The organism is Sphingobium fuliginis, assembly GCF_004152845.1.
In the GTDB taxonomy this organism is placed as follows: Bacteria; Pseudomonadota; Alphaproteobacteria; order Sphingomonadales; family Sphingomonadaceae; genus Sphingobium; species Sphingobium fuliginis.
Window position 1 is genome coordinate 277,262 of record NZ_SEON01000001.1, and the last position, 26,154, is coordinate 303,415.

The following is a 26,154-nucleotide window of genomic DNA, read 5'->3' on the forward strand; positions in this document are numbered from 1 at the left end:
GCGCTATCACCCGACGGGACAATGAGACCAATCTGGGGTTTTGCCGCACATGAATTCCGCCGCCACGCCCAAAAGCACCGTCCTTGCGATGATGAGGGAGGTCGACCCGCATGGCGAGCTGGCGCAGGGGTTGCGCCAGATTCGCGACCTGCTGGGCGAACAGGTGACCCTGGCGGCGCGCACTTTCTACGATGCCTATGTCGAGCAGACGGGGCTGCGGTCGAAGCTCAACCCCTCCACGCTCGCCAAGATCGAGACGGAAGCGCATGAATATGTGCGCCAGAAACTCGGCTATTACGATGCGGGCGAATGGGCGATTTCCTCCATCGCCTGCGTACGCCACGCCCGCAAGCACGGCTCCCCGCTGCGTGCGGTGCTGATGCCGGTGGCTGCGGCCAACGAGAAGCTGATCGACCTTATCTGGCATCGGATGGAGGATGAAACGGGGCGTCGCCGTCTGGTGCATGTCATGATGCAGGTCGGCATGGTCGACGCCGGGCTGATGGCGAACGTCATCGCAGGCGACGAGGCGGAGGCGCAGCGCAACGAGCGCCAACGCTTCGGCACGATGTTCGAACAGCGGATCATGGGAGAGATCGACGGCGCGTCGCAATTGGGCGAATCGCTGCGCGAACAGGCGAAGGACGCATCGGCCGCGACACGCGGCATGCTGGGCAAGGCGTCGGAAGTCGCCGCCGCCGCCGAACAGTCCGCCCTTGCGATGCGCGAAGCCGCCCGCACCTCCGCCGGCCTCATTCGCGCTATCGAGGATGCGCGGACGGAGGTGGAAAGCGCGGCCGACGTCGCCCAGCGGGCGGCCCGCCAGTCGGGCGACGCGGTGGCCATGTCGACCACCCTGTCCGACCATGCGAAATCCATCGAATCGATCCTGGGCCTGATCCGCGACATTGCCGGCCAGACCAACCTGCTTGCGCTCAACGCCACGATCGAGGCGGCCCGCGCGGGCGATGCCGGCCGCGGCTTCGCGGTGGTCGCGCAGGAGGTGAAGAGCCTCGCCAACCAGACCGCCCGCGCCACCGATGAGATCGCGGGCAAGATCGCGGACATCCAGGCATCCACCCGCCAGTCGGTGGAGACCAACGAGCGCATTCGCGACACGGTGGGCGAGGTCCAGGCCAGCGCCGAACGCATCCGCCACGCCATGGATGCCCAGGCGCAGACGGTGACGATGATCACCGCCGCTGTCGACGAAACCGCGCTGGCCGCCGACTCCATGTCGTCGACCATCAGCGCCATCCGCCAGGATACCGAGGTGGTCGCATCCGAAATCGACCAGCTCGAACGCGGCTTCATGAGCGTGGAAGGCAAGCTTTCCAGCCTGCGCGCGGCGTCATCGGACTTCGGACGCCAGGTGGCCTGAGGAAGAGCGGCGGCCGGCGGGGCGGAACTGCCCGCCCCGCCCCCCTTACCGCCAGTCGAAGGTCAGCGGCGCTTCCCTGAAGGCGAAGCGGTCGAGATGGTCCGCCACCACCTGCTTGAAGCGTTCGACATCGGTCCCCTCCCCCGGTTCGATCGTGACGGTCAGGGCGTCAGCCCCGGCCGCCATCCGGATCGGCCCCATGGGAAAGGCGATGCTTCCCTGCCGCGCGTCGAAATCGGTTTCGAACTTGTGCCCCCAATGCTTGCACAGCTGCTGGAGATAGCGGCTGGCGCTGGCGGTCGGCACATGCGCCGTCAAAGCCATGGTCAAAGCCTTTCGATCCTGCTGGCCGCCTCGTCGATCAGCGCGGCGACGTCGAACATGGTCTGCGCATCCGCCCCCTCCTTTTCAAGCCGCGCCCGGACCGCCATGCCCAGATTGTGCATGGCCCGCCGGATCGGCGCGCCGTCGGTGCGCTCCGCCTTGCGCGCCAGCGAGCCCAGCCGGTCCATGACCAGCGCCACGCCTTGTTCATGGTCGGCAAGATAGGCCGTGCCCGCCTCCGTGATCGCGAACAGCTTGCGGCTGCTTTCGCCCGGCTGCTCCGCGATCAGATCCATGTCCGCAAGCAAGGTCAGCGTCGGATAGACGACGCCCGGACTTGGCACATAAACCTCGCCCGACAGGGTTTCGATCTCGCGGATCAGATCATAGCCATGGCGGGGCGCGTCGGAGATGAGCTTGAGCAGGATGAGCCTGAGCGCGTCATTGCCGAACAGGCGGCGACGGCCGCCACCCCGCCCGCCGCCAAAATGCCCGCCCCGGCCGCCGCCGAACGGACCATCCCCGAAGCGACCGCCAAAGCCGCCGGGTTCGCGGCCGTCCGGTCCGAACATGCGGTCATGGCCAAAACCGTGGTGCCCGCGAGCGCGATGATGAAAATGCATGGATGATTCTCTCAACTGTTTCTTGATAGTTTGAGATATATCTTAAAAAGATCGAACGTCAAGAGTTGCGATATATCTTTATCGCGGATCAGGGCTATTGCGGGAACTCCCCAAAAATCTGGGCCGGCCTTCCGCCCCACCAGTGCCTGAATCCGGCTCAAGCATGACCCGGCCATCCCGGCGCGGTTCTGCCGGCGGACCGCGCGGGCCCGTGAACGAAAAAGGCCCGCCGGACGGTGGTCCAGCGAGCCCTTGCATGCTTCAGGTGCAACCGATCAGTCCGGTTTCTTCGCCACGCTGACCAGCGCCGGGCGCAGCAACCGGTCCTTGATCGTATAGCCTGCCTGCATCTCCACCAGCACCGTACCCGGCTCGGCATCGGCGGAGGGTACTTCCATCATCGCCTGATGCTTGTTGGGGTCAAGCGGCTGGCCGACCGACACCAGCTTCTCAATGCCGTTGCGGCCGAACACCGCCTCCAGTTCCCGCCCGGTGGCTTCAAGCCCGGCGACCAGGCCCTTGAACTTCTCATCCTCGCGCAGGTCGGCGGGGATCGCCTGAAGCGCGCGGCCCAGATTGTCCGCCACCGACAGCATGTCGCGGGCAAAGGCCGTCGCGGCATAGGCGCGTGCGTCGGCCAGTTCCTTTTCCAGCCGCCGCCGCACATTCTGCGCTTCGGCATGGGCGTAGAGCACCTCCTGCTTCGCGGTCGCCAGCTCGTTTTCAAGGCTCGCGATCCGTTCCGCCGCCGCGTCGCCGGCGGGCGACGCATCCTCGGGCAGTTCATCCACGACTTCGGTATTTTCGATATTCTGCTTATCTTCGCTCATCTCATCAATCTCGACAGCGTCTGTGCGGTGAAGTCCACCATGGGGATCACCCGCGCATAGTTCAAGCGCGTGGGGCCGATTACCCCGACCACGCCCACCACCCGGCCGTCACCGCTGCGGTAAGGCGCGGCTATGACCGAAGAACCCGACAGGGAAAAGAGCTTGTTTTCCGAACCGATGAAGATTTTGGTCGCGCTGCCCGCCAGCGCACTTTCCAGCAGCCGGGAAATCTCCTGCTTGCCTTCAAGCTGTTCCAGCAATTGCCTCACCCGCTCCAGATCGGCGGCGGTGCCGTCATCCAGCAGATGCGCCTGACCGCGCACGATCAGCACCGGGCGGTCATCGGCATCCTGCGACCACAGGGCGATACCCCTCGCCACCAGTTCCCCCGCCGCGCCCTGAAGCGCGTTCCGGTCCCCCTCCACCTCGCGCCGGAGGGCCTCGCGCGCCTGCGCCAGCGTCATGCCGCCGAAGCGCGCCGACATGAAGTTGGCAGCTTCGTTCAGCATCATCGGCGTCACGCCCACCGGAAGGTCCACGACGCGATTCTCGATGGAACCGTCCTGCCCCACCAGCACAGCCAGCGCCTGCCGTTCATTCAGGGGCACGAAGCCGAACTGCCGCAGCACCGGCTCCCGCTTGGGCACCATCACGATGCCGGCGCAGGCCGAGAGGCCGGACAGCGCAGCGGTCGCGGCCGACAGCGCCTCCTCTATCGGGCCGCCTTCGCTGATCCCGGCCTCGATCGCGCGCCGTTCCTCGACCGAAGGCTCCGCGGCCTGCATCATGCCGTCGACGAACAGCCTGAGGCCGGTTTCCGTCGGCATCCGTCCGGCGGAGGTGTGCGGCGCGGCAAGCAGGCCCAGTTCCTCCAGATCCTGCATCACATTGCGGATGGAGGCGGGCGACAAGCTGAGCGACGCCATCTTGCTGATCGTGCGCGAGCCAACGGGCAGCCCGGTGCCGAGATAGCTCTCGACCACCAGACGGAAAACGTCACGCGCACGTTCGTTAAGTTCGGTGATCGGGGTGACCGCCATGGCCTTTATCTAGGCAAGCATCGGTCCCGGCTCAAGCCCGTCGTCACCGGCCCTTCGCCGTCGTCGGCTTCACCATGGCGGCGACGTCGAGCATGCTGGGGATCGACGCGATGGTGGCGCGCAGCTTGCCATAGCCCGCATCCATGCAGCCCGACTGGAACTCCAGCCGGGTGGGCGGCGCTTCGCCCCGGGTCCATTCTATCACATAGCCGGGCATGTCCGTGGCGAAGCGGACGCAATTTTCCCCCTGGCCGATTCGCCTGACCGTGCCCTGCGCGGGCCGAAACTGCGCCAGCGCGGCGCGGAAGCGGCGATATTGCGCCGGCGTCACCGTGAAACGGGTCGGGCCGGGAATGGCGGTGAAACGCTGCGGCTCGATCAGCCCGGACCCGTCCGGCGTCACGCGCAGGCTGTAGCTGGGGCAGGCGCCGAAACAGGGACCGGCGGAAAATCTGATGGTATCGCCGGCCAGGGTCGGCTTTTCCAGCTCCGCCTGTTCCATGGCACAGCCGCCCAGCAGGACAGTGGCCGCCAAAATCGATAGTGCTTTCGTCACCATAGGCCGCTCTCTAGCATCTTTCGGGTTCATCGCCACTGGCATGATGGGCCGCCCGACGCTAAGCCCGCTCGACACAACGCTTCGGAGTAGAATATTTATGCGTCCTTCCGGCCGTGCGCCCGACCAGATGCGCGACATCACCATGGAACCCGGCTTCACCATCCATGCCGAGGGGAGCTGCCTGGTCAGCTTCGGTGACACGCGGGTCCTCTGCACCGCCTCGATCGAGGAGAAGGTGCCCCCCTTCCTACGCGGCAAGGGGTCGGGCTGGGTCACGGCGGAATATGGCATGCTGCCCCGCGCCACCCACACCCGCGGCAGCCGGGAGGCCGCCAAGGGCAAGCAGTCGGGCCGCACCCAGGAAATCCAGCGCCTCATCGGCCGGTCGCTGCGCGCCGTGGTCGACCTCCAGAAACTGGGCGAGCGGCAGATCGTCGTCGACTGCGACGTGATCCAGGCCGATGGCGGCACCCGCACCGCCGCCATTTCGGGAAGCTGGGTGGCGCTGCGCATCGCCATCGACAAGCTGCTGGCATCGGGCGCCCTCACCGAAGACCCCATCGTGCAGAAGGTCGCGGCGATAAGCTGCGGCATCTATAACGGCACCCCGGTGCTGGATCTGGACTATGCCGAGGACAGCAATGCGGAGGCGGACGCCAACCTGATCCTGACGGGCGACGGCAAGTTCGCGGAGGTGCAGGCGACCGCCGAGGGCGCGACCTATGACGAGGAGGAACTGCTGCGCCTGCTGCGCCTTGCCCGCATAGGCTGCGCGCGGATTTTCGCGGCACAGGACAAGGCGACCGGGAGATAATTCTTCCTTCCGTTCGTTTTTGGGGCGCGTGGGATATGGGATGACGGAATGAGCGATGAATTCGGGCAGGAACAGGCGATCCGCAAGCTGGGTCCGGGACGACTGGTGATCGCCAGCCATAATCCCGGCAAGGTGCGGGAAATCGGCGAATTGCTGGCGCCCTATGGCATAGAGACGGTATCCGCAGCGGCGCTGGACCTGCCCGAGCCGGAGGAGACCGGCACGACCTTCATCGCCAATGCGGAACTGAAGGCGATGCAGGCGGCGGATCTTTCCGGCCTGCCCGCGCTGGCCGACGACAGCGGCCTGTGCGTGGAGGCGCTGAACGGCGATCCGGGTATCTTCTCCGCCCGCTGGGCCGGCCCGACCAAGGATTTCGGCCTCGCCATGCAGCTCGTCTGGGACAATATCCAGGCGAAGGGGCCGGAAGCGGGTCATGACGCGCATTTCGTCTGCGCCCTGGCGCTGGCCTGGCCCGACGGCCATGTGGAGGCATTCGAAGGCCGCGTCGACGGCACGATCACCTGGCCGCCCCGGGGCGACAGGGGCTTCGGCTATGATCCGATCTTCCAGCCGCATGGTCATGGCATCAGCTTCGGCGAGATGGACCCGGAGAAGAAGCATGGCATGAGCCACCGCGCCGATGCGTTCGCGCAATTGGTGGCGGCGGTTTTTTAAGGAGCGCCTTCCGCCCGATTCGGCTGCCATGCTGCCGCGAAGGCTGCTGGACGAGGTGGGCGGCTCTTGGAAGCCCGGGGCCGGGCCCTGTGGATGATCTCATCGCCTTGACCGTGCTCCCGCCATCGCAGGAGCACGGCATGCATGAAGCCGGCGATCGGCCAGTAGCGGCCGATCCCGGCTTGTCCGTCATCCCGTGTAGAGGTTCGTCGGCAACCCCCGGACGCCGGGAAAGACTTCGAAAAACGCACCGTCATAGTCGCTTTCCGGCAGACCGGTCGCCGCCGAACTGACGAACATCCGGTCCAGCTCGTCCCCGGCGAAGCAGATGTTCGTCACCTGCCTGGCGGGCAGCGCGATCGAGCGGTCGAGCTTGCCCCCGGGCGTGAAGCGGCTGATCCGCCCGCCGCCCCAATGGGCTACCCACAGATGCCCATCCGCATCGACGGTCATGCCGTCGGGATAGCCATCCTCCTCGGCAAGGCGGATGAAGGGCCGGCGATCCGCCAGGCCGCCTTCGGCCGTGCGGGCGAAGCGATATATCTGCCGCCTGGCCGTATCGCTGTGATAAAGCCAGTGCCCGCAGGCGGAAAAGGCCGGGCCGTTGGGCACGCGATAGCCCCCGTCCATCACCGCCCAGCGTCCATCGGGATCGAGCCAGTAGAGCGCGCCCACGTCCTGCTCCTCCGCCATGTCCATCGTGCCGCACCAGATGGCGCCGCTCGCATCGGCCTTGCCATCGTTCATGCGGCTGCCGGGCAGATGCGGTTCGGGATCGCCCATCGGATCGATGACCAGCGGATCGAGCGAGAACCGGGCGAAGCCGCTCTGGAAGCCGCCGATGAAGCCCCCGCCCGCCCGCTCGGCCACCCAGCCGATCGGTTCGGGCATGGCCCAGCGCTGGATGGCGCCGTCGTCCAGCGACAGGCGGTTGAGCGCGGGCGCGAGTATGTCGGTCCAATAGACCGCATTCTCACGGGCGGACCATAGCGTCCCCTCCCCCAGCGCATCGCTTATGTCGCGGTCGACCTTGCGCCATTCACCCATGCCGGATGTTCCTTCAGCGCTTGACGGACAGGCGGTAGATCATCTGGTGATGATAGGGCTTGCCGGGGTCCACCCGCGCCGACAGGAATTTCGGCTGGTTGGGCGAGTCGGGGAATTTCTGCGGCTCCAGCGCGATGCCGTCGCCCATGCGGTAGAGATGTCCCTGCTTGCCGATCAGCGTCCCGTCCAGGAAATTGCCGGTGTAGAATTGCACGCCGGGCTCCGTCGTCAGCACGTCGAGCACGCGGCCCGACGCCGGGTCTTCCAGGCGCGCGGCCAGTTCGGGGGCCCTGGTCGCACCCTTGTCCAGCGCGAAATTATGGTCGTAGCCGCGCCCGGCGACGATCTGCGCGTCGCGGCCGTCGCGAATGCCATCCGCCACGCGGCGCGGCATGCGGAAATCGAACACCGTGCCTTCCACCGGCTTGAGTTCGCCGGTCGGGATCAGATTGGCGTCCACGGGCGTGAAGGCCCTGGCCGGAATGGTCAGCAGATGCCCCAGTGCGCTGTCGGCCGCTCCCTCGCCCGCCAGGTTGAAGATCGCATGGTTGGTCATGTTGACGATGGTCGGCCTGCTGGTCTTCGCGTCGAAGGCAATGCCCAGATTGCCTGCCTCGTCCAGCGTATAGGTGACGGTGGTGTCGAGCTTGCCGGGATAACCGGCGTCGCCGTCCGGGCTGGTGAGGGACAGGACCAGCGTGGCGGTCGGCCCGCTCTTCAGCGAAACGACGTTCCACGCCTGCTTATCGAAGCCCTTGCCCCCGCCATGCAGCGAATTGACCTTGTCATTGAGCGGCAATTGATAGCTCTTGCCGTCCAGCGTGAATTTGCCGCCCGCGATCCTGTTTGCGTAGCGGCCCACGGTCACGCCGAAATAATTGGGACGGTCGACATAGCCGGCAAGATCGTCATAGCCGAGCAGCACGTCCGCGATCTTGCCGTTGCGGTCCGGCCCCTCCAGCTTCTGCAAGGTCGCGCCATAGGTCAGGATGGTGGCCGACACGCCTTGTGCGTTCTTCAGCGTGATCGCCTCGATCGCCGTGCCGTCGGCCAGCGTGCCGGCGGGGGCGCGACTGGCCTCCGCCGCCAGTGCCGCCGTGCTTGTCATCATCAGGACGGCACCGTATGACAACGTTGCCAAAACCGTTCTGTTCATAAAGGCCTTTCGCATGCAGTTCCTCCCGGACGCCATTGACGCGTCGTTGGAGGGGATATACTCCTACAAAATAATCGGGCGCAACCCTGTTCCGGCGGCGCTCCTTTTCGACTCTTCCGGAGAAGGATGAATGGCAGGACCCATTTCCTCAACCGCGGCGCCCGCCGCGGCCCATAATCCGGGCACGCGCTACGGCCCTGCCCTGACGTTGCTGGCCAGCCTCTTTTTCATGTGGGGCTTCATCACCGTCATCAACAATACGCTGCTGCCGCATCTGCGCAGCGTGTTCGAGCTGAGCTACACCCAGACGACGCTGATCGAATCGGTGTGGTTCATCGCCTATTTCGTCGCTTCCATCCCCTCGGCCAAGCTGATCGAACGCATCGGCTACCAGAAGTCGCTGGTGACGGGGCTGCTGATCATGGCGGCGGGCGCGCTGGGCATGATGCTGGCGGCGTCCATCCCCTCCTATGGCGTGACGCTGCTCATGCTGTTCGTGATCGCCAGCGGCATCACCCTGCTCCAGGTCGCGGCCAATCCCTATGTCGCGGTGGTCGGCAAGCCGGAAACCGCCTCCTCGCGCCTGAACCTGGTGCAGGCGATGAACTCGGCGGGCACGATGCTGGCGCCGATGTTCGGGGCCTATCTGATCCTCGGCCGGTCGAAGGGCGGCACCGCCCAGGGCGATGTCGTGCTGACGCAGGCGGAACGGCTGGCCGATGCCCAGTCGGTGATCCTGCCCTATGGCCTGGTGGCCGTGGTGCTGGTGGTGCTGGCCGTCGTGATCGCGCGCTTCCCGCTGCCCGCTATGGGCGCATCGGCCACCCGCCTCGCCAAGGAGGAGCGGAAGAAGCATTCGCTGTGGGCGCATCGCAACCTGGTGTTCGGCGTTCCCGCGATCTTCATCTACCTGATTGCGGAAATCGGCGTCGCCAACCTGTTCGTGAACTTCGTCAGCCAGCCCCACATCGCCAACCTCACCCATGAACAGGCGGGCCGTTACCTGACCTTCCTCTGGGGCGGCATGATGGTCGGCCGGTTCGCGGGCTCCGCGATCATGCAGCGGTTCGACGCGGGCAAGGTGCTGGCCGCCTTCTCCATCGGCGCCTTTATCGTGATGATGATCACCGTCTTCGCCCATGGGGAGGTGGCGATGTGGTCGCTGATCCTGGTGGGCCTGTTCCACTCGATCATGTTCCCGACCATCTTCACCCTCGGCATCAAGGGGCTGGGGCCGCTGACCGAAGAAGGATCGGGCCTGCTGATCATGGCGATCGCGGGTGGCGCGCTGGTGGTGGTGCAGGGCTATCTGGCCGACCGTTTCGGTTTGCAGACCAGCTTCCTGCTGACTGCGGTCTGCGAACTTTACATCCTGTTCTATGCGCTATGGGGATCAAAGCCGACCCATGCGCTGCCCGATCAGCAGATCGGGTGACGGAGCCGAGGGTCGCAAGCCTCGAAACCGGAAAAGGCCGGAGCGGGACGTCCCGTTCCGGCCTTTTTTTCATCCTCGCCATCGGGATTGGAAGGGAAGCCGGCCAAAGGCTGGCGCAAGCGAAAATGGCACGACCTGCGCGTCCTTCCCGTCCACCACCGCTTCGCGCAGGTGAGGATGCGAATCACCGCGTCATCGCGCTCGCCGTATCCTCCAGCGCCAGATCGACAAGCACGCCCATCGCCTCCGCCGCCGCGGCCGCATCGCCTGCCGCAATGGCGTCGAACACCCGCACATGGTCCGGAATCGGGTTGCGCGGCAAGGCGCGCGCCCGCTGCTTGAACTGGGTGGTCCAGTTGACCGCCGCGCCGATGCTGGCAGACAGCGTCTGCAGCGCATCGTTGCGCGTCGAATTCAGGATCGCATTATGGAAATCGCGATCCGCCGCGCGCCCGGCCTCTGTCGCCAGCGTGTGGCGGCGCATCGCGGCCAGCGCGTCCTTCATCAGCTTGATGTCCTCCCTGGTCCGCCGCTGCGCCGCCAGCCGCGCCGCCGCGGGCTCGACGATGGCGCGCAGTTCGAACAGGTCGCGCACGAACTGAACGTCGGGCTCCCCGGCGAAGGCCCAGGCCAGCACCTCGGGATCGAGCAGGTTCCAGCGGTTGCGCGGCAGCACGCGCGTCCCCGCCTTGGGCCGGCTTTCCACCAGCCCCTTGGCGGTCAGCACCTGTATCGCCTCGCGATAGGCGCTGCGCGACACTTCCAGCTCCTCGGCAAAGGCGACTTCGCCGGACAGGACGTCGCCCGGCGCATATTGGCCGGACAAGATCGCCGTTCCCAGCTTGTGCGCGATGGCGCCATGCAGACGCCTTCCGGGACCCCGCGCCTCTTTCGATGCGCCCCCTTCGCCCTCTTCAGCCCCCTTCAAGAGCCGCCTTTCTTCAGCCATTCATGCTCCTCCGGCTCCTTCCTTAGCAGTCCATCAGCCAAGGCGAAACACAATCATTGCCTTCTACGACTAGCTGTAATATGTCGGAGTAATAAGGAGATTCACATGGCGGATAAAGCCCCGACTTTCGAACTTCAGGGCAGCTAGGCCGCCACGCGCCAGTCTCGCGCCGATGAAATGACTGACAATTCGACCTTTAGATGACGTTTGCGAGCGCCGGGAAAGGCGCGCGGGAGGAGATCGTTCATGAATTTGCGCCTGTTGCAACACCGCTCGGGCAATGGGCGGCGTTCGGTTATCGCCGCGCAGGACAGCGAGGCGCATTTCCTCCTCGGGGTGGGGAGCATCCGCGCCCTGGCGCTGGACGCCATCGCCAAGGGTCTTTCGCTGGCGCAGATCGTCGCCGCGGCGCCGAAGGGCGATGCCGTCGACATCGCCGCCGAGTTCGAGGCCGGCCGCCTGATCGCGCCGATCGACCATGAGGACGCGGCCCATGTGCAACTGACCGGCACGGGCCTCACCCATCTCGGTTCCGCCGAAGGCCGCGACAAGATGCACCGCGAAGCCGCCGCCGCCGAAAAGCAGACGGACAGCATGCGCATGTTCCTGGAAGGGCTGGAAGGCGGGAAGCCCGCCCCCGGCGCGGTCGGGCAGCAGCCTGAATGGTTCTACAAGGGCGACGGGTCCCAACTGGTGGGGCCGACCGATCCGCTGACCATGCCCGCCTTCGCACGGGATGGCGGCGAGGAGCCGGAGATCGCCGGCATCTACATCATCGGCCCCGACGGCCGGCCCTATCGCCTCGGCCTCGCGCTCGCCAACGAGTTCAGCGACCATGTGACCGAGCGGCACAATTATCTCTGGCTCGCCCATAGCAAGCTGCGCCAGGCGTCGCTCGGCCCGGAACTGCTGGTCGGCCCCGCGCCGGAACATATCGAAGGCAGCAGCCGCATCCTGCGGAACGGCGAGGTGCTGTGGGAAAAGCCCTTCCTCTCGGGCGAAGGCAATATGTCGCACAGTCTGGCCAATCTCGAACATCATCATTTCAAATATGACCTGTTTCGTCGCCCCGGCGACGTGCATGTCCACTTTTTCGGCACGGCCACGCTTTCCTTCGCCGACGGCGTGCAGACGCAGGAAGGCGATGTGTTCGAGATCATCGCCGCGCCCTTCACCCTGCCCGTGCGCAACCCGCTGAAGCGCGCGGCACCGGTCGAGGTGACGGTGAAGGTCCTCTAGGCCCATGGACCCCATTCGCATCGCCATCGTCGGCATCGGCAAGATCGCGCGGGACCAGCATGTCCCCGCGATCCGGGGCAATGGCGCCTTCAGCCTGGCCGCGACGGTCAGCCCGCAGGATGCGGGACTTGAGGGCGTGCCGCATCATGCCAGCCTCGACGCCCTGCTGGCGGAGGGGCCGGCGGTCGATGCGATCGCCCTCTGCACCCCGCCGCAGGTCCGCCATGCGCTGGCGTCGCAGGCGATCGGCAGGGGCATCCATCTGTTCCTTGAGAAGCCGCCCGGCGCGACATTGGCCGAAGTCGCCGCACTCGAAGCGGAGGCGGACAAGGCCGGCGTCAGCCTGTTCGCGGCCTGGCATTCGCGCTTTGCCGCCGGGGTGGCTCCGGCCCGCGCTTGGCTGGCCGAGCGACGGATCGACAAGGTGTCCATCGTCTGGCGCGAAGATGTGCGCGTCTGGCATCCAGGTCAGGCGTGGATCTGGGAACCGGGCGGGCTTGGCGTGTTCGATCCGGGGATCAACGCACTCTCCATCGTCACCCATATCCTGCCGCGCCCCTTCTTCCTGAAGGACGCCACACTGGTGCTGCCGGAAAACCGCGCCGCGCCGATTGCCGCCGACATCGCCTTTCGGGACACCGGCGGCGCGGCGATCCACATGGACCTCGACTGGCGCCAGACCGGCCCGCAAAGCTGGGACATCATGGTCGAAACCGACGCGGGCATGCTGAAGCTCAGCCAGGGCGGCGCCGTGCTGCACCTGCCCGGCGGTACGGAGCATGGCGAGGACATCGAATATGCGGGCCTCTACCGCCGCTTCGCCGCGCTGATCCGGGGCGGACGCAGCGATGTGGACACCGCGCCCTTGCGGCTGGTTGCCGACGCCTTCCTGCGCGGCAAGCGTCAGACCACCGCAGCATTTCACGACTGAACACATGCCTGGACATAGGGAGAGAGGAATGATCAAGGCCCTGCGCCGCACCACTGCCGCGCTTCTGCTCTGCGCCACAGCGCTCGCCGGCGCGCATGCGCAGACCGGCGGCAGGCCGACCATGGCGACCATCCATGCCGACAAGCCCGGCGCGACCTATGACAAGGCGATCTTCACCCAGTTCGCGGAGCATCTGGGCAATGGCATCTATGGCGGCCTGTGGGTCGGCAAAGACAGGTCCATCCCCAACACCAACGGCTTCCGCAACGATGTGGTGGCCGCGCTGCGCAACCTGTCGGTGCCGATCATCCGCTGGCCCGGCGGCTGCTTTGCCGACGAATATCATTGGCGGGAGGGGATCGGGCCGAAGAAGGACCGCCCGGTCAAGGTCAATACCCATTGGGGCGGCGTGACCGAGCCCAATTCGGTCGGCACGCATGAATTTTTCGAACTGCTGCGGCAGGTCGGCGCACAGGCCTATATCGCCGGCAATGTCGGCAATGGCAGCCCGCAGGAAATGGCCGAGTGGGTGGAATATATGACTGCGCCCGCCGGCAGCCTGGCCGATCTGCGCGCGAAGAACGGGCATAAGGAGCCATGGTCGGTGCCCTATTTCGGCGTGGGCAACGAACTGTGGGGTTGCGGCGGCAATATGCGGCCTGAATTCGCGGCGGACGAGACGCGCCGCTACGCCACCTTCATCAAGGCGCCGGCGGGCACCCGGATCCTGAAGGTCGCGGCCGGGGCCAATGTCGACGATTACAACTGGACCGAGACGATGATGCGGGTGGCGGCCGATCGTCTGGACGGCCTTTCGCTGCATTATTATGTCCACCCCGCGGGCGGCTGGCCGCCCCGCGCTCCCGCCGTCGACTTCGACGAGACCGGCTGGGCCGACGCGCTGGCCGGCGCGATGCGCATGGACGAGCTGATCACGAAGCACAGCGCGATCATGGACAAATATGATCCTAAGAAGCGCGTCTTCCTGGCGGTAGACGAATGGGGCGCCTGGTACGCGCAGGACCCCGGCACGCATCCCGGTTTCCTGCGGCAGCAGAATACGCTGCGCGATGCGCTGATCGCGTCGATCCATCTCGACATCTTCGCCAAACATGCCGACCGCGTGCGCATGAGCGCCATCGCGCAGATGGTGAATGTGTTGCAGGCGATGATCCTGACCGAAGGGAAGAAGATGGTGCTCACCCCCACCTATCATGTCTTCGAAATGTACAAGCCCTGGCAGGATGCGACGGTGCTGCCGATCGACATCGACACGCCCTGGTACAACAAGGACAGGTTCGTCATGCCGGCGGTCAGCGGATCGGCGGTGCGGGCTAGGGACGGCAAGGTCCATGTCGGCCTTTCCAACCTCGATCCCAGCCAGACCAATATGGTGACGGTGAAGCTGGACGGGCTGAACGCCGCCAATGTGTCGGGCCGCATCCTGACAGCCCCCGCGATCAATTCGCACAACAGCTTCGACGCGCCGGAGGTGGTGAAGCCCGCCGCCTTCACCGGCGCGCAGGTGAGCGGCGGCACGCTGACGGTGGCGCTGCCGCCCCGGTCCGTGGTCGTGCTCGACCTGCAATGAAGCCCTTGGAGCGGACGGAGGGTGGAATCGCCGTCCGCTCCATCCTTTTTAGCTGTGCCGTGTTCCTGCGCAGAAGCACGTTGCGCCCGGAACCATTATCGGAGAGAGCCTATATGGCGCGGCAGACTATCATGAAACTCATGGGCCTCGCGCTGCTGGCGGCTGCTGGCCAGGCCTTGGCCCAGCAACCCGCCGCCACCCTCAACAGCCGCCTGACCGGCGACCTGACGCCGACCCACGATCCGGTCATCATCCGCGAAGGCGACAGCTATCATGTCTTCAGCACCGGCCACGGCCAGCGCCTGATAGAAACGCGCACGTCGAAGGACCTGGTCCACTGGACCGCCGGCGATCCCGTCTTCACCGCCCTGCCCGGCTGGGCGACGAAGGCGATCCCCGGCAGCAACGGCATGTGGGCGCCCGACATCAGCTTCGTGAACGGCCGCTACCGGCTTTATTATTCCGTCTCCACCTTCGGCTCCAACCGCTCGGCCATCGGGCTGGCGACCAGCCCGACGCTCGATCCCAAGGCGAAGAATTACGGCTGGCGCGACGAAGGGCTGGTGGTGCTGTCGACCAGCACGGACGACTTCAACGCCATCGATCCCAATTTCATCGTTGACCGGGAGGGTCGCCACTGGCTGGCGCTGGGCAGCTTCTGGACAGGCATCAAGCTGTTCGCGCTGGACCCGAAAACCGGCAAACCCAAAGACCCCAAGGCGAAACCCCATGCCATCGCCCGCCGCCCCGCGCCCACAGGCGGCCCGGCCCCGGTGGAGGCGCCCTTCATCGTCGACCATGGCGGCTATTACTGGCTGATGGCGTCCTATGATTATTGCTGCAAGGGCGTGAACAGCACCTATTATACGGTGATCGGCCGGTCCAGGGCGATCACCGGCCCCTATCTGGGCAAGGACGGCAGTTCGATGATGCAGGGCGGCGGCACCATCTTCCTGCGCGCCGACCTTCAAGAGCAGCAACGCTGGCGCGGGCCGGGCCATGCGGGCTGGCTGCACGACCGGGACGGTACGGACTATGTCGTCTATCATGCCTATGACAAGCAGGCGAACGGCGCCCCCACCCTGCGGATCGCGCCGGTCCGCTGGGGCGCGGACGGCTGGCCGGTGGCTGAATATTGACCCCGTCGCCCTCCCCCCTTCCGGCGCTTCGCGTCTCCCTCCCTCTCCCGCCGGGAGAGAGGGGGTCCGCCCCCAAGGGCGGCGGGAAGGGCAAGGGCGACCCAAGAGGAGAGCTTTTCATGAATCCAATCGATCGCCGCCTATTCCTCGCCGGGACAGCCGCACTGTCGGCAACGCCGCTGATCGCGCGCACCAGGGTCGAAGTCCCCACCCCCGCCGCCGTCAACCCGTTGGTCAAGCAACGCGCGGACGCGCAGGTCTTCCGTCATGAAGACGGCCATTATTACCTCACCGGTTCCGTCCCCGAATATGACCGGCTGGTCCTGCGCCGATCGAAGACGCTCGCGGGCCTCGCCACTGCGGAGGAAGCCGTCCTTTGGCGGCATGAGAAGACAGGCCCGCTGTCCGGCTTCATCTGGGCGCCCGAACTGCACCAGATCGACGGGCGCTGGACCATGTATTTCGCCGCAGGCCCCAGCGGCGGCGGCGAGGACGTATTCCGCATCCGCACCTATGCCATCGTCTGCGACGGTCCCGATCCGATGACCGGCCGATGGAAGCTGCTCGGCCAGTTCCAGGCGCCGTGGGACAGCTTCAACCTCGATTCCACCAGCTTCGTGCACAAGGGCAGGCGCTACTTCGCTTGGGCCCAGCGCGAACCGGGGATCGAGACCAATTCCAACCTCTATATCGCCCCGCTGGCGTCGCCGCTGAAGCTGGCGGCCAGGGCGACGCGCCTCACGATCCCGACGCTCGACTGGGAAACAGGCGGCTACAAGGTGGCGGAGGCGCCCGCCGTCCTTCACCGCAACGGCCGGCTGTTCATGACCTATTCGGCCAGCGCCACCGACGCGCGCTATTGCCTGGGCCTGCTGACCGCGCCGGAGGATGCGGACATCATGGACCCCGATGCCTGGGTGAAATCGCAGCAGCCGGTCTTCACCAGCTGCCCGGAGACCAGGGTGTACGGGCCGGGCCACAACAGCTTCACCGTGGATGAGAAGGGCCGCGACATATTGGTCTATCATGGCCGCGACTATGAAGCGATCAAGGGCGACCCGCTGTTCAATCCGGACCGCCATACGCGCGTCCAGCGCCTCTATTACAAGGCGGACGGCACGCCCGACTTCGGCGTGCCCGTCGGCAACGGCCCGCTGCCCGAGCGTTTCGCCTCCGCCGTCGATCCCAGGGCGCTGCTGGCCCATGACGGCACCCGCCTGATCGCCGGCAATCCTTCGCTGCCCGCGACCCAGTTCCGCCAGACCGCCGGACGCGCCGGGCCGCAGAGCATCATGCTTTCCCCCATTCTGCTGCCAGACCATTATCTTTTGGCCGGCAAGGACGGCTCCGTCACCCTCGCCCGCAATGATCGCAGCGCCGATTTCGCCATGCGCAGCCAGTTCGTCCGATTCTCCGACGACAGGTCGAACACGGTCCGCTTCGTGTCCATCGCGGTCACGGGCAAGGCGCTTGCGGCGGTCGGGAAGGAGATCCGCCTTGCGGGCAGCCGCGACGCTACGGCACGGTGGATCGCGGACTGAAACCCAGCCTCCAAGTCCGACAAATAAAAGGATAAAAGCCGCCTCCCCATTTCGGAGGCGGCTTTTTCTTTTCGCCGGAAACGCAGAAAAGCGCCGTTTTTTCGGATGAGACATATTTGTCACTAGGGAAAATTTTTTCGTGAACGGCAGTGCAAATTCCCTCTTGCCTTCTATTACTCCGAGAAATAATTAGTCCGAGTAATTCATGGCGCCCAAGGCGCTCGCATCTCCAAGGGGAGGATCAAACATGGCTTTGAAGCCGCTCGCTTTCACGTCTGCATCCCTGCTCGCGCTCATGTTGGCGGGCACGGCCCATGCCCAATCCGCAGCAGCGCCGCAGGATGAAGAGGCCAACGACATCATCGTCACGGGCGTCCGCGCCTCGATCGTGGGCGCGCTCAACGTCCGCAAGGAATCGACCCAGATCGTCGACTCGATCGTCGCGGAGGATGTCGGCAAGCTGCCGGACAACAACGTCGTCGAAGCGCTCCAGCGCGTCACCGGCATCCAGGTGACCAACCGCACCGGCGGCGAAGCGGCGGCGATCTCCATCCGCGGGCTGCCCGATGCGCTTACCACGCTCAACGGACGCAACATCTTCACCGCCGCCGGCCAGGCTTTCGCGTTGCAGGACGTGTCCGCCAACCTCGTGAAGCGCGTCGATGTGTTCAAGACCCGCTCCGCCGACCAGATCGAGACCGGCCTTGCCGGACAGGTCAATGTCGAAACCCGTCGTCCCTTCGACTTCGACGGCTTCGCCATTTCCGGCCTTGCCCGCGGCATCTACAATGAACAGGCCGACAGCTATAACCCGAACGTCGCGCTGCTGGTCAGCGACCGCTGGGAAACGGGCATCGGCGACATCGGCCTGCTGGTGAACGGCAGCTACAGCCGCACCAAATATCGCGACCAGACCGTGACGGCGGGCGCCTTCGTGCCGTTCGCGACGATGGACCCGGCGACGGGCACCGGCCTGACGCCGTTCCAGCGCATCTTCCCCGCCGGGCGCGATCCGATCACCGGCCAGTTCGTCGTCGCCCCCGCCCTCGGTGCGTGGGACCCCGGCCTGGACCGCGGCCTGCCCACGGCGACCGGCTCCACCATGCTCGTCAACGGCGTCGAAACCCCCTATTATCTGTCGCGCGACGCGGTGTTCAGCTCCGACCTTTACGGCGAGCGGGAACGTCCGTCCTTCAATGTCGCGCTGCAATGGGCGCCCAACAGCAGTTCGGTCTATACGGCCGAGGTCTTCTACGCCGGCTTCCGGGGCGAGACCTTCAACAGCCTGCAGTTCAGCTTCGTCGACTTCTGGGACAATCCGCAGGCGCCGACGCTCTATGACGGCACCAACATCGTCAAGTCGCGCGTCGCCAACAATGTCTACGGCTTCAACAGCGGCGACTTCACCAAGACCTCGACCGACAGCTTCGTCTATGCGCTGAACGGCAAGTGGGATCTGGGCGACCGCGGCAAGATCGTCGGCGACATCGCCTATCAGACCAGCAAGGTGAAGACCTCCTTCATCGCGATGCGCACGGACCGCGTCGCCAGCCAGATCACCACGGATTTCAATGCCGGGGGCGGCATACCGTCCTATCATTTCAGTGACGACAGCCTGCTGAACGACACCGGCATCTGGAACGTCGCACAGCTCTACGACAATGCGAACCGGGACAAGGGCAGCGCCATCACCGGCACGCTCGACGGCTATTACACCTGGGACGAGGGCTTCCTGCGCCAGATCAAGGCAGGCATCCGCATCGACCAGCGCAAGGCGTCGACCGCCGTGCGCACCCAGGACGCCGGCGCGCCGCTGGCCGCGACCACGCTGGCGGGGCTGGGCGAAGGCGCAGCCTTCACCAATTCGGACTTCTACCAGGGCCGCGCCGACGTGCCGACGAGCTGGACGCTCGCGAACGGCTACTGGCTTCACGACAATGCGGACACGGTGCGCGGCCTCTACGGCCTCAGGACATCCGACCAGCTCTCGCTCCAGAGGGTGTTCGACATCGATGAAAGCACCATCGCCGCCTATGTGCAGGCCGATGGCGAACTGTCGATCTTCGGCCGCCCGCTGAAGCTGCAGGCCGGTGTCCGCTACGTCACGGTCGACACCGACTATAATTTCTTCGACCGCTACAATGGCGGCGCGCAGACCCGCGTCTCTTCGGGTTCGGATCGCTTCCTGCCCAGCTTCACCGCGCGCTACGAGATTTTCGACAATCTGCGCCTGCGCTTCAACTATGGCGAAACGCTGCGACGCCCGAACTTCAGCGACATCAACCCCAATTATTCGCTGACCGGCGACCTCACCAATGTCGGCTATGGCAGCGGCACGGCGGGCACGGCGACGCTGAAGCCCACCCATTCGAAGAATTTCGACGCCGCGATCGAATGGTATTTCGAACGCAACAGCGCGATCACGCTGACGGGCTTCCGCCGCGAGATCAACGGGCTGGTGGTGCCGCTGACGGTGATGGAATTCATCCCCAACAACGGCATCGTCGCGGGCGCGACCAACAATTTCGCCATCACCCGGCCGGTCAACGCCTCCAACGGCGTGCTCAAGGGCCTGGAACTGGGGCTCACCTATTTCCCGAGCTATCTGCCGGGTCCGCTGGACGGGCTGGGCTTCGTGGGCAGCGTGACGGTGCTGGATTCCAAGCAGAACATTCCGCAGACGGATGCTGCGGGCAATGTCACCGGTCAGGCGACCTCGTCCTTCTTCGGCGTGTCGGACCTCAGCTACAACGCCACGCTCGCCTATGACAACGGCCCGATCGGCGCGCGCCTGTCCTATATCTGGCGCAAGGAGTTCCTGGCGAACAACGAAGCCCGCCTGTTCGCCAACCCGATCGGCGTTTGGCGCAACCCGGAAAAGAGCCTGGACTTCCAGCTCACCTGGAACGTCAACGACCGTCTGGGCGTGACTTTCGACGCGGTGAACCTCACCAAGTCCAAGCAGCAGACCTATTACAAGTTCGAGGATGTCGGCGGTCCCGAGCAATATAATCTTGGCACGACCCTGCTGGCGCGCACCTTCGCGCTCGGCGTCCGCTACACCTTCAAGTGAGTGCCCGATGGGATGCGGTGTCTCCTCACCGCATCCCATTTCCATGGCGGCCGGTCCGGGACCCCTCTCCATTCCCGGGCCGGCCGCCATATCCTTTGCGGTCATGGGCGGGTGAGAGATGCATGCTTCGATGAAGGTCCTGCTGGCGGGCGCGACGCTGTTGGGGGCCGCTGCGGCTTCCCAGCCCCCGTCGCGGCCGGGGATGGACAGGCACCGCATCGCCGTGCAGCGCTTCGGCAACGATGCCCCCTGGTACGAGCAGCGCATTCCCTTCTTCGAGTCCGCCGATCCCCGGATAGACGCCGTCTATTATTATCGCTGGTCCCTCTTCCGCGCGCATCAGCGCGATCTGGGGGAAGAAGGCTTCATCTCCACCGAATTCCTGGACGATGTCGACTGGCAGCGGCACCCTATGCCAGCCTGAACGACGCCACCGGCTTTCATCTGGCGGAGGGGCGCTGGCTGAACGACCGGCGCTATGCCGACGATTATCTGAACTTCATGTATGCCAGCGGCGGCAATGACCGCCACTTCACCGACTATATGGCCGACAGCGTCTGGGGGCGTTATCTAGGCTCAGGACCTATTACTGGCGGGGTCGAGGTTTGAGGCAAAATGGCTCAGGGCAAGAAGGCGAGGCGCAGGAATATGTCGATATTTCCAGCCTGCCGACGCAGCACTGGGCCATTTTGGTCAAATTCCCGCGGGACGCCGAAATGGCGCCTCGACCCCGCCAGTAATGGGTCCCGAGCCTAAAGGGGCTGTAAAGGCGCGACATGCAATGTTGCGGTCGCCCCTGCGAACCGGGCCCGCGCCATGGCGTTCAAGAGCGCTGGCCGCGTCCGGCTCTGTCGCGCCTGCTCCACAAGGAAGCCGTTACACAAGCATGCGTCTTTCCATCGGCGGCCGATCGGCATAGTGCTTCAAGGCCGTTTCCTTCTTTCCGGCTTCCACAACCAGAATGTGCGCCATTCAGCCGGCCCCGGAAGCAGCACAAGTTGCACGATGACCCCATTTCCAGAAAGGAACGGCATAGTGACCGTCGATCGTCGTACATTCATGCAGACCGCTTTCATCGCCGGAGCCGTCGCCGCCTCCGCCAACGCATTCGCCCAGACCGTCGCAAAGACGAAGGCGCGCAACGTCGTGCTGGTGCACGGCCTGTTCGCCGATGGCTCGTCCTGGTCGGAGGTGATCCCCCTGTTGCAGGCCCACGGGCTCAACGTCACCGCAGTCCAGAACCCGCTGACGACATTGCCCGATGCGGTGGCTGCGGCGCGGCGCGTGCTGGATCGTCAGGACGGGCCGACCGTCCTCGCCGGGCACAGCTTTTCCGGGATGATCGTCACCGAAGCGGGCATGCACCCCCATGTCTCCGCCCTCGTCTATGTCGCCGCCCGCGCGCCCGATGCGGGCGAGGATTATGGCGCGCTGGCGAAGACATTTCCGACGCCGCCGGCCAGCGCCGGCATCGTCTTCGACGGGGATGAGGGGCGATTGACCGAAGCGGCCTTCCTCCGCGATTTCGCGGGCGACCTTCCGGAGGCCAGGGCGCGGGCGCTCTTTGCCGTCCAGTGGCCGTTCCACAGGGAACTGCTCGCGGGCCGCACGACGAACGCGGCTTGGCGCAGCAAGCCCAGCTATTATGCGGTCTCGACGGAAGATCGCACGATCGACCCCAACCTCCAGCGCTTCATGGCGAAGCGCATGAACGCAAAGACGATCGAGCTGAAGTCGAGCCATGTGTCGCTGATCTCCCACCCCCGCGCCGTTGCGGATCTGATCCGCGAGGCGGCGGGGCCGGCCTGACCCGGGTGCCGGCGGGCATGGGAAAGCCTAAGGCTCAAGGCAATAGGCGCACAGCTTATTGCCATCGAGGTCGCGGCAGTAGGCGAAGTACCATCCCGGACCGCGCACATCGGGTCCGCCTTCGGTGGCGCCACCCAATGCGAGCGCGCGCTGATGAAAAGCGTCCACCTCCTCGCGCCGATCAAAGCAGAAGGCGACCATCGATCCATTCCCCACCGTTGCTGGCTGTCCGTCATAGGGCCCAAGGACCGCGAAGCTGAAGGAACCATCTCGCCCGTACACACGACCTCCAGATGGATGCTCGAACAAAGGCGCAAGCCCGACCACCGCAAGCAGCGCGTCATAGAAGGCCTTTGCACCGGCGAGATCGTTCGAACCAACTGTGCAATATGCTAAGACGCCCATGCCGAAGCCTCCCGTTCGCTGAACCTCCATCCATCCGGGGAAGAGCGATGATGCGCAACCGGTCTTTGGCGGAGCCCTGGATTCGGACGCACCGCTTCAGCCAAGCGCCCTCATAACGGTCATGATGCTCACCCTGTGGCGAACGCGAAGGCAGCGTCACGCCGCCGGCTGCACGCGAATGAGTGGATGACGCCGGCTACCCGCCGCCCGAAACGGATGAAAGTTCCAATATGAACATGGCAGTACCAGCAGGTCGAGCATACCGGGGCGCCCTGCCAGTTCGGTCATCGACCCCAGATCGGTCGTTTAGCGCCCCTGTCGGATCTTCATGACCGGCATGTCTATGCCAAGGCGCCCTGACTGGCGGCCACGAGATAGGCGTGGCAAGCTCGGGGCAATTCACAGCGCAGCCGGGCGAAATTCTCTTCCGATGGCTCAGCCTCCATGACGACCCGCACCGAGCCGCCCAGAAGGGCCGCGAGCATGAAGGCGGCAGAAGATCGGTCGGCGAACCGCGCATCCGGGACATTGGCGAGCAGCGTATCGATCACCTGCGTCATGCGTTGCGCCGCCCGGCTCATCATTTCCGACAGGTCGAACTCGGCGGCGATGCCATAGATGGCGCGGGAGGCGACCATGTCAGCCATCTTCGCGTCCAGCCATGCCGTGGCCACCCCGTGCGCGACCGTCCCAAGGTCCGATCCCGCCAGCCGCGCCGCCGCATCCCGCATCGCCGTATCGATCAGGTCGAACTGCCGCTGAACGAGGGCGAAGAGCAGCGCCTGCTTGTGCGGATAATATTGGTACATCGTCCCCACGGAGACGCCGGCGCGCGCCGCCACACGGGTGGTGGTGAGCCGCCCCACGCCGCCGGCAAGCAAAACCTGAATGGTCGCGACGTGAATCGCCTCGATAGTCACGGCGGAGCGCGCCTGTTGCGGCGCTTTGCGAGGTTTCAGCAAGGCTGGCGGTGGGCGGTTCATATGCGAATACCGAAACTGAAGGATCATTCATATCTATAATGCTCCAATGATCGCCCGCAAGGAGCTTCACGATGAACACTGTCCTCATCACCGGCTGTTCGACCGGCTTCGGCCGTGACACCGCCCTCCATTTCCTGAACCAGGGCTGGAATGTCGTCGCCACCATGCGCGATCCCGCAGCCAGCACCCTGCCCGCCTCCGACCGGTTGCGCATATTGCCGCTCGACGTCACGGATATGAGCAGCATCGCCGCGGCGGTCGCGGAGGCGGGGCCGGTCGACGTGCTGGTGAACAATGCCGGGGTGGGCTGGCTAAATGCCGTAGAGGGCACCCCCCTGGAAACGGTGCGCGCCATCTTCGAGACCAACCTGTTCGGCGCGATCGCGATGATGCAGGCGGTGTTGCCGGGAATGCGGGCGCGGCGCACGGGCGTGATCGTGAACGTCAGCTCCAGTTCGCTCTACAAGCCTTTGCCGCTGCTCTCGGTCTATCGCGCCAGCAAGGCGGCCATGAATGCGCTCACCGAGTCCGCCGCGCACGAACTTGCGCCGTTCGGCATCAGGGTGCGGATCGTCATGCCCGGCATGGCGCCTTCGACCAGCTTTGGTGACACGGCGCGGGGCCAGGTGATGAAAGATGGCGGCTTCCCCGCGGCCTATGCCGATTATGCACAGCAGACGCTGGCCGCGCTCATGGAGGCCGCCAACGGTCCGGTCACGGTCGGACAGGATGTGGCGGACGCTGTCTATCGCGCGGCGACCGATCCGGAGTGCCCGGCAGTGCTGCCGGCCGGCGCCGACGCCGTCGCCTGGGCAAGAGACGCCTGATCTGTCAGGAACGATCCTCGATGCGATCCCGCAATCGCTATTATGCAGGGCCCGTCTCGTCCCGTGTCGACGGGGGTCGCTTCCTGAACCCGCCGGGGAGAGCATCGTGCAGAAAAGTGGGAACCGGTTTTCGGTTTAAGCGATGCGACAACAGAAAGCTGGAGCGCGCGGCTAGCGCCTGATTTAACGCAGCGCGCTCTGGAAGCTTGTGGGATTTGGACTTCCTATTTTGCCGGAGAAGCGTTTCATGCCTTGGATGGAACGTTTGTACTGACGGAGGCCCAATGGAGCACGGATGTGATTGCCGATGTAAAAACGCCACCTTCTGCAATTTGCAGAAAGTGGCGGTTTTCCTTGGTGCACCCGGCGGGATTCGAACCCACGGCCCTCAGATTAGGAATCTGATGCTCTATCCTGCTGAGCTACGGGTGCCCGGTGACGGCTCTATTGCGAGAGAGCGGCGCGGTCAATTCTTCGCGTCGGGGGGAATGACCGGAAAAGGCAGCGGCGCAACCTCCACGCCCTCCGCGATCAAGGCCCGGGCCTCGCTCAGGGCCACTTCGCCATGGATGCTGGTGCGATCCTGCTCGCCATAATGCATGGCGCGCGCCTGTTCCGCGAAGTCGCGCCCGACCCAGGTCGAATCCTCCAGCGCCTTCTGCTGCGCCTTCGCCAGCGCAAGCACCAGTTCGCGCATTTTCGCTTCCTCGCCCGCACCCATGGTGATCGAAGCATCGCCCGAAGAAGCGATCTGCGGCATGGTTTCCGGCCGGCTGTTCCCCTTGGCAGCGACGGCGGGAGCCATCACCGCCTTGCCGACATGCCCGTCGCCGCAAAGCGGGCAGGCGAGCAGCCCACGCGCCTTCTGATCCTCATAATCGGCGCTGGAACCGAACCACGCCTCGAACACATGGCCTTGGGATTCGCATTTGAGGTCGAAAACGATCACGATAGCGTCACATCCATGGGCAGGGATCGCCGGTTGGCGAGCGCGGGCACCCGCCCGCGCACGTCCTCTATGCGCGACAGGTCGATCTCCGCAAGAGCAAGGCCCGCCTGCTCGCCCATGTCGAGCACCATGTCCCCCCATGGGTCGACGATCAGGCTATGCCCATAGGTGTCGCGGCCATCCGCATGATGGCCCGTCTGCGCGGCGGCGATGACGAAGCAGCCCGCCTCTATGGCGCGCGCCCGCAGCAATATGTGCCAGTGCGCCTTCCCTGTCGGCACGGTGAAGGCAGCCGGCATCAGCAGCACCGTCGCGCCTGCGTTGGTGAGCGCCCGGTAGAGATCGGGAAAGCGCATGTCGTAACAGACCGACAATCCCATGCGGGCCCAGGGCGTGTCGACCGCCACGACCCGCTCGCCCGGCCCATAGACCGACGATTCGCGCCAGCTTTCGCCCGTCGCCAGATCGACGTCGAACAGATGGATCTTGTCGTAGCGGGCCCGGATCGCGCCGCCATCGTCGATCATGAAGCTGCGATTGGCCCAGCGCCCGTCGCTCCGCTCATCCTTCAGCGGGGTTGAGCCCAGATGCACCCACAGCCCCTGCTTCGCCGCCGCATTGCGCACCACGGCGAGGACAGGGTCGTCCGCCTCCGAATGCAGGGTCGCCGCCGCCCTTTGCCGGTCGCGGTCCAGATAGCCCGCCATTTCGGGTGTGAAGAGAATATCCGCCCCCTCCCCCTTGGCACGCGCAGCCATGTCCGCGATGGCGGTGGCATTGGCGGCGGGATCGATCCCGCTGGTCATCTGGAAGATGGCGGCGCGCATCCGG

25 protein-coding genes and 1 tRNA gene are annotated in these 26,154 nt (G+C 65.3%); 13 read left to right on the plus strand and 13 right to left on the minus strand.

The features are described 5' to 3' along the window. Positions 1-49 precede the first annotated feature (49 nt). Positions 50-1,381, plus strand: a complete 1,332-nt coding sequence (locus EWH10_RS01515) for a methyl-accepting chemotaxis protein (RefSeq protein WP_025547635.1) — start codon at positions 50-52, stop codon at positions 1,379-1,381. Between the two features lie 45 nt (positions 1,382-1,426). Here EWH10_RS01515 and EWH10_RS01520 read toward each other — a convergent pair whose 3' ends face one another. From EWH10_RS01520 to EWH10_RS01540, 5 genes are all read right to left on the minus strand, one after another. Next, the gene (locus tag EWH10_RS01520; protein WP_044662730.1) at positions 1,427-1,705 is read right to left on the minus strand and encodes a DUF2218 domain-containing protein; all 279 of its coding nucleotides are present in this window, start codon (positions 1,703-1,705) and stop codon (positions 1,427-1,429) included. Between the two features lie 2 nt (positions 1,706-1,707). Then, positions 1,708-2,328, minus strand: a complete 621-nt coding sequence (locus tag EWH10_RS01525; protein ID WP_025547637.1) for a PadR family transcriptional regulator — start codon at positions 2,326-2,328, stop codon at positions 1,708-1,710. A gap of 275 nt (positions 2,329-2,603) precedes the next feature. Further along, positions 2,604-3,158 carry a nucleotide exchange factor GrpE gene (gene grpE / locus EWH10_RS01530; protein ID WP_025547639.1) on the minus strand — a complete coding sequence of 185 codons (555 nt, stop codon included), beginning with the start codon at positions 3,156-3,158 and terminating at the stop codon, positions 2,604-2,606. Further along, positions 3,155-4,198, minus strand: a complete 1,044-nt coding sequence (gene hrcA / locus EWH10_RS01535; protein ID WP_044662731.1) for a heat-inducible transcriptional repressor HrcA — start codon at positions 4,196-4,198, stop codon at positions 3,155-3,157. The genes grpE and hrcA overlap by 4 nt, the downstream gene beginning before the upstream one ends. 43 nt (positions 4,199-4,241) lie before the next feature. After that, complete coding sequence (locus EWH10_RS01540) at positions 4,242-4,757, minus strand: DUF6438 domain-containing protein (protein WP_044662732.1); 516 nt, start codon at positions 4,755-4,757, stop codon at positions 4,242-4,244. Between the two features lie 97 nt (positions 4,758-4,854). On the opposite strand from EWH10_RS01540, the gene rph reads away from it, so the two are divergent. Further along, positions 4,855-5,571 carry a ribonuclease PH gene (gene rph, locus EWH10_RS01545; RefSeq protein WP_025550035.1) on the plus strand — a complete coding sequence of 239 codons (717 nt, stop codon included), beginning with the start codon at positions 4,855-4,857 and terminating at the stop codon, positions 5,569-5,571. 48 nt (positions 5,572-5,619) lie between these two features. Next, entirely contained in the window at positions 5,620-6,249 is a 630-nt protein-coding gene (gene rdgB, locus EWH10_RS01550; protein WP_025550034.1) for an RdgB/HAM1 family non-canonical purine NTP pyrophosphatase, read from the plus strand. Positions 6,250-6,438: 189 nt separating this feature from the next. Here rdgB and EWH10_RS01555 read toward each other — a convergent pair whose 3' ends face one another. Both EWH10_RS01555 and EWH10_RS01560 read right to left on the minus strand, forming a co-directional pair. Next, entirely contained in the window at positions 6,439-7,296 is an 858-nt protein-coding gene (locus tag EWH10_RS01555) for an SMP-30/gluconolactonase/LRE family protein (RefSeq protein WP_065846005.1), read from the minus strand. Positions 7,297-7,309: 13 nt separating this feature from the next. After that, on the minus strand, positions 7,310-8,452 hold the full coding sequence (locus EWH10_RS01560) for an aldose epimerase family protein (RefSeq protein ID WP_443096432.1): 1,143 nt from the start codon (positions 8,450-8,452) through the stop codon (positions 7,310-7,312). Between the two features lie 130 nt (positions 8,453-8,582). Between EWH10_RS01560 and EWH10_RS01565 the strand changes: the two genes are divergently transcribed. After that, the gene (locus tag EWH10_RS01565; RefSeq protein WP_044662735.1) at positions 8,583-9,887 is read left to right on the plus strand and encodes a sugar MFS transporter; all 1,305 of its coding nucleotides are present in this window, start codon (positions 8,583-8,585) and stop codon (positions 9,885-9,887) included. A 184-nt stretch (positions 9,888-10,071) separates the two neighbouring features. Here the strand turns inward: EWH10_RS01565 and EWH10_RS01570 are convergent, their stop codons facing one another. Beyond that, complete coding sequence (locus tag EWH10_RS01570; RefSeq protein WP_044662736.1) at positions 10,072-10,836, minus strand: FadR/GntR family transcriptional regulator; 765 nt, start codon at positions 10,834-10,836, stop codon at positions 10,072-10,074. Between the two features lie 246 nt (positions 10,837-11,082). Here EWH10_RS01570 and araD1 point away from each other — a divergent pair, with 246 nt between their 5' ends. The 8 genes from araD1 to EWH10_RS01610 all read left to right on the plus strand — a co-directional run bounded on the left by araD1 (position 11,083) and on the right by EWH10_RS01610 (position 22,159). After that, on the plus strand, positions 11,083-12,075 hold the full coding sequence (araD1, locus tag EWH10_RS01575; protein WP_044662737.1) for an AraD1 family protein: 993 nt from the start codon (positions 11,083-11,085) through the stop codon (positions 12,073-12,075). A gap of 4 nt (positions 12,076-12,079) precedes the next feature. Next, entirely contained in the window at positions 12,080-13,006 is a 927-nt protein-coding gene (locus EWH10_RS01580) for a Gfo/Idh/MocA family protein (RefSeq protein WP_025550028.1), read from the plus strand. Positions 13,007-13,034: 28 nt separating this feature from the next. Then, entirely contained in the window at positions 13,035-14,597 is a 1,563-nt protein-coding gene (locus tag EWH10_RS01585) for an alpha-N-arabinofuranosidase (RefSeq protein ID WP_044660007.1), read from the plus strand. Positions 14,598-14,710: 113 nt separating this feature from the next. Further along, complete coding sequence (locus EWH10_RS01590; protein WP_044660008.1) at positions 14,711-15,736, plus strand: arabinan endo-1,5-alpha-L-arabinosidase; 1,026 nt, start codon at positions 14,711-14,713, stop codon at positions 15,734-15,736. Between the two features lie 119 nt (positions 15,737-15,855). Then, positions 15,856-17,277 carry a family 43 glycosylhydrolase gene (locus EWH10_RS01595; protein ID WP_044660009.1) on the plus strand — a complete coding sequence of 474 codons (1,422 nt, stop codon included), beginning with the start codon at positions 15,856-15,858 and terminating at the stop codon, positions 17,275-17,277. A gap of 247 nt (positions 17,278-17,524) precedes the next feature. After that, positions 17,525-20,350, plus strand: coding sequence for a TonB-dependent receptor (locus EWH10_RS01600; protein ID WP_044660010.1), 2,826 nt, complete (start codon positions 17,525-17,527; stop codon positions 20,348-20,350). A 130-nt stretch (positions 20,351-20,480) separates the two neighbouring features. Then, on the plus strand, positions 20,481-20,774 hold the full coding sequence (locus tag EWH10_RS21920) for a hypothetical protein (protein WP_229742406.1): 294 nt from the start codon (positions 20,481-20,483) through the stop codon (positions 20,772-20,774). A gap of 611 nt (positions 20,775-21,385) precedes the next feature. Next, positions 21,386-22,159 carry an alpha/beta fold hydrolase gene (locus tag EWH10_RS01610; protein ID WP_044660012.1) on the plus strand — a complete coding sequence of 258 codons (774 nt, stop codon included), beginning with the start codon at positions 21,386-21,388 and terminating at the stop codon, positions 22,157-22,159. A 27-nt stretch (positions 22,160-22,186) separates the two neighbouring features. Here EWH10_RS01610 and EWH10_RS01615 read toward each other — a convergent pair whose 3' ends face one another. Together EWH10_RS01615 and EWH10_RS01620 are read right to left on the minus strand one after the other, a co-directional pair. Further along, a complete protein-coding gene (locus tag EWH10_RS01615) occupies positions 22,187-22,564 on the minus strand; it encodes a VOC family protein (RefSeq protein WP_044662738.1) in 378 nt (125 codons plus the stop codon). A 341-nt stretch (positions 22,565-22,905) separates the two neighbouring features. Next, positions 22,906-23,484 carry a TetR/AcrR family transcriptional regulator gene (locus tag EWH10_RS01620; RefSeq protein WP_165363301.1) on the minus strand — a complete coding sequence of 193 codons (579 nt, stop codon included), beginning with the start codon at positions 23,482-23,484 and terminating at the stop codon, positions 22,906-22,908. 134 nt (positions 23,485-23,618) lie between these two features. Here EWH10_RS01620 and EWH10_RS01625 point away from each other — a divergent pair, with 134 nt between their 5' ends. Continuing rightward, positions 23,619-24,374 (plus strand): SDR family oxidoreductase, encoded by a 756-nt coding sequence (locus EWH10_RS01625; RefSeq protein ID WP_044660014.1) that lies wholly within the window; start codon positions 23,619-23,621, stop codon positions 24,372-24,374. Between the two features lie 355 nt (positions 24,375-24,729). On the opposite strand, the gene EWH10_RS01630 is transcribed toward EWH10_RS01625, so the two are convergent. The 3 genes from EWH10_RS01630 to EWH10_RS01640 all read right to left on the minus strand — a co-directional run bounded on the left by EWH10_RS01630 (position 24,730) and on the right by EWH10_RS01640 (position 26,150). Beyond that, positions 24,730-24,806, minus strand: a tRNA-Arg gene (locus EWH10_RS01630). Positions 24,807-24,840: 34 nt separating this feature from the next. After that, complete coding sequence (locus EWH10_RS01635; protein WP_025547733.1) at positions 24,841-25,323, minus strand: DUF1178 family protein; 483 nt, start codon at positions 25,321-25,323, stop codon at positions 24,841-24,843. Further along, positions 25,320-26,150, minus strand: a complete 831-nt coding sequence (locus EWH10_RS01640; RefSeq protein WP_044660015.1) for a carbon-nitrogen hydrolase family protein — start codon at positions 26,148-26,150, stop codon at positions 25,320-25,322. The genes EWH10_RS01635 and EWH10_RS01640 overlap by 4 nt, the downstream gene beginning before the upstream one ends. Between the last annotated feature and the right edge of the window lie 4 nt (positions 26,151-26,154).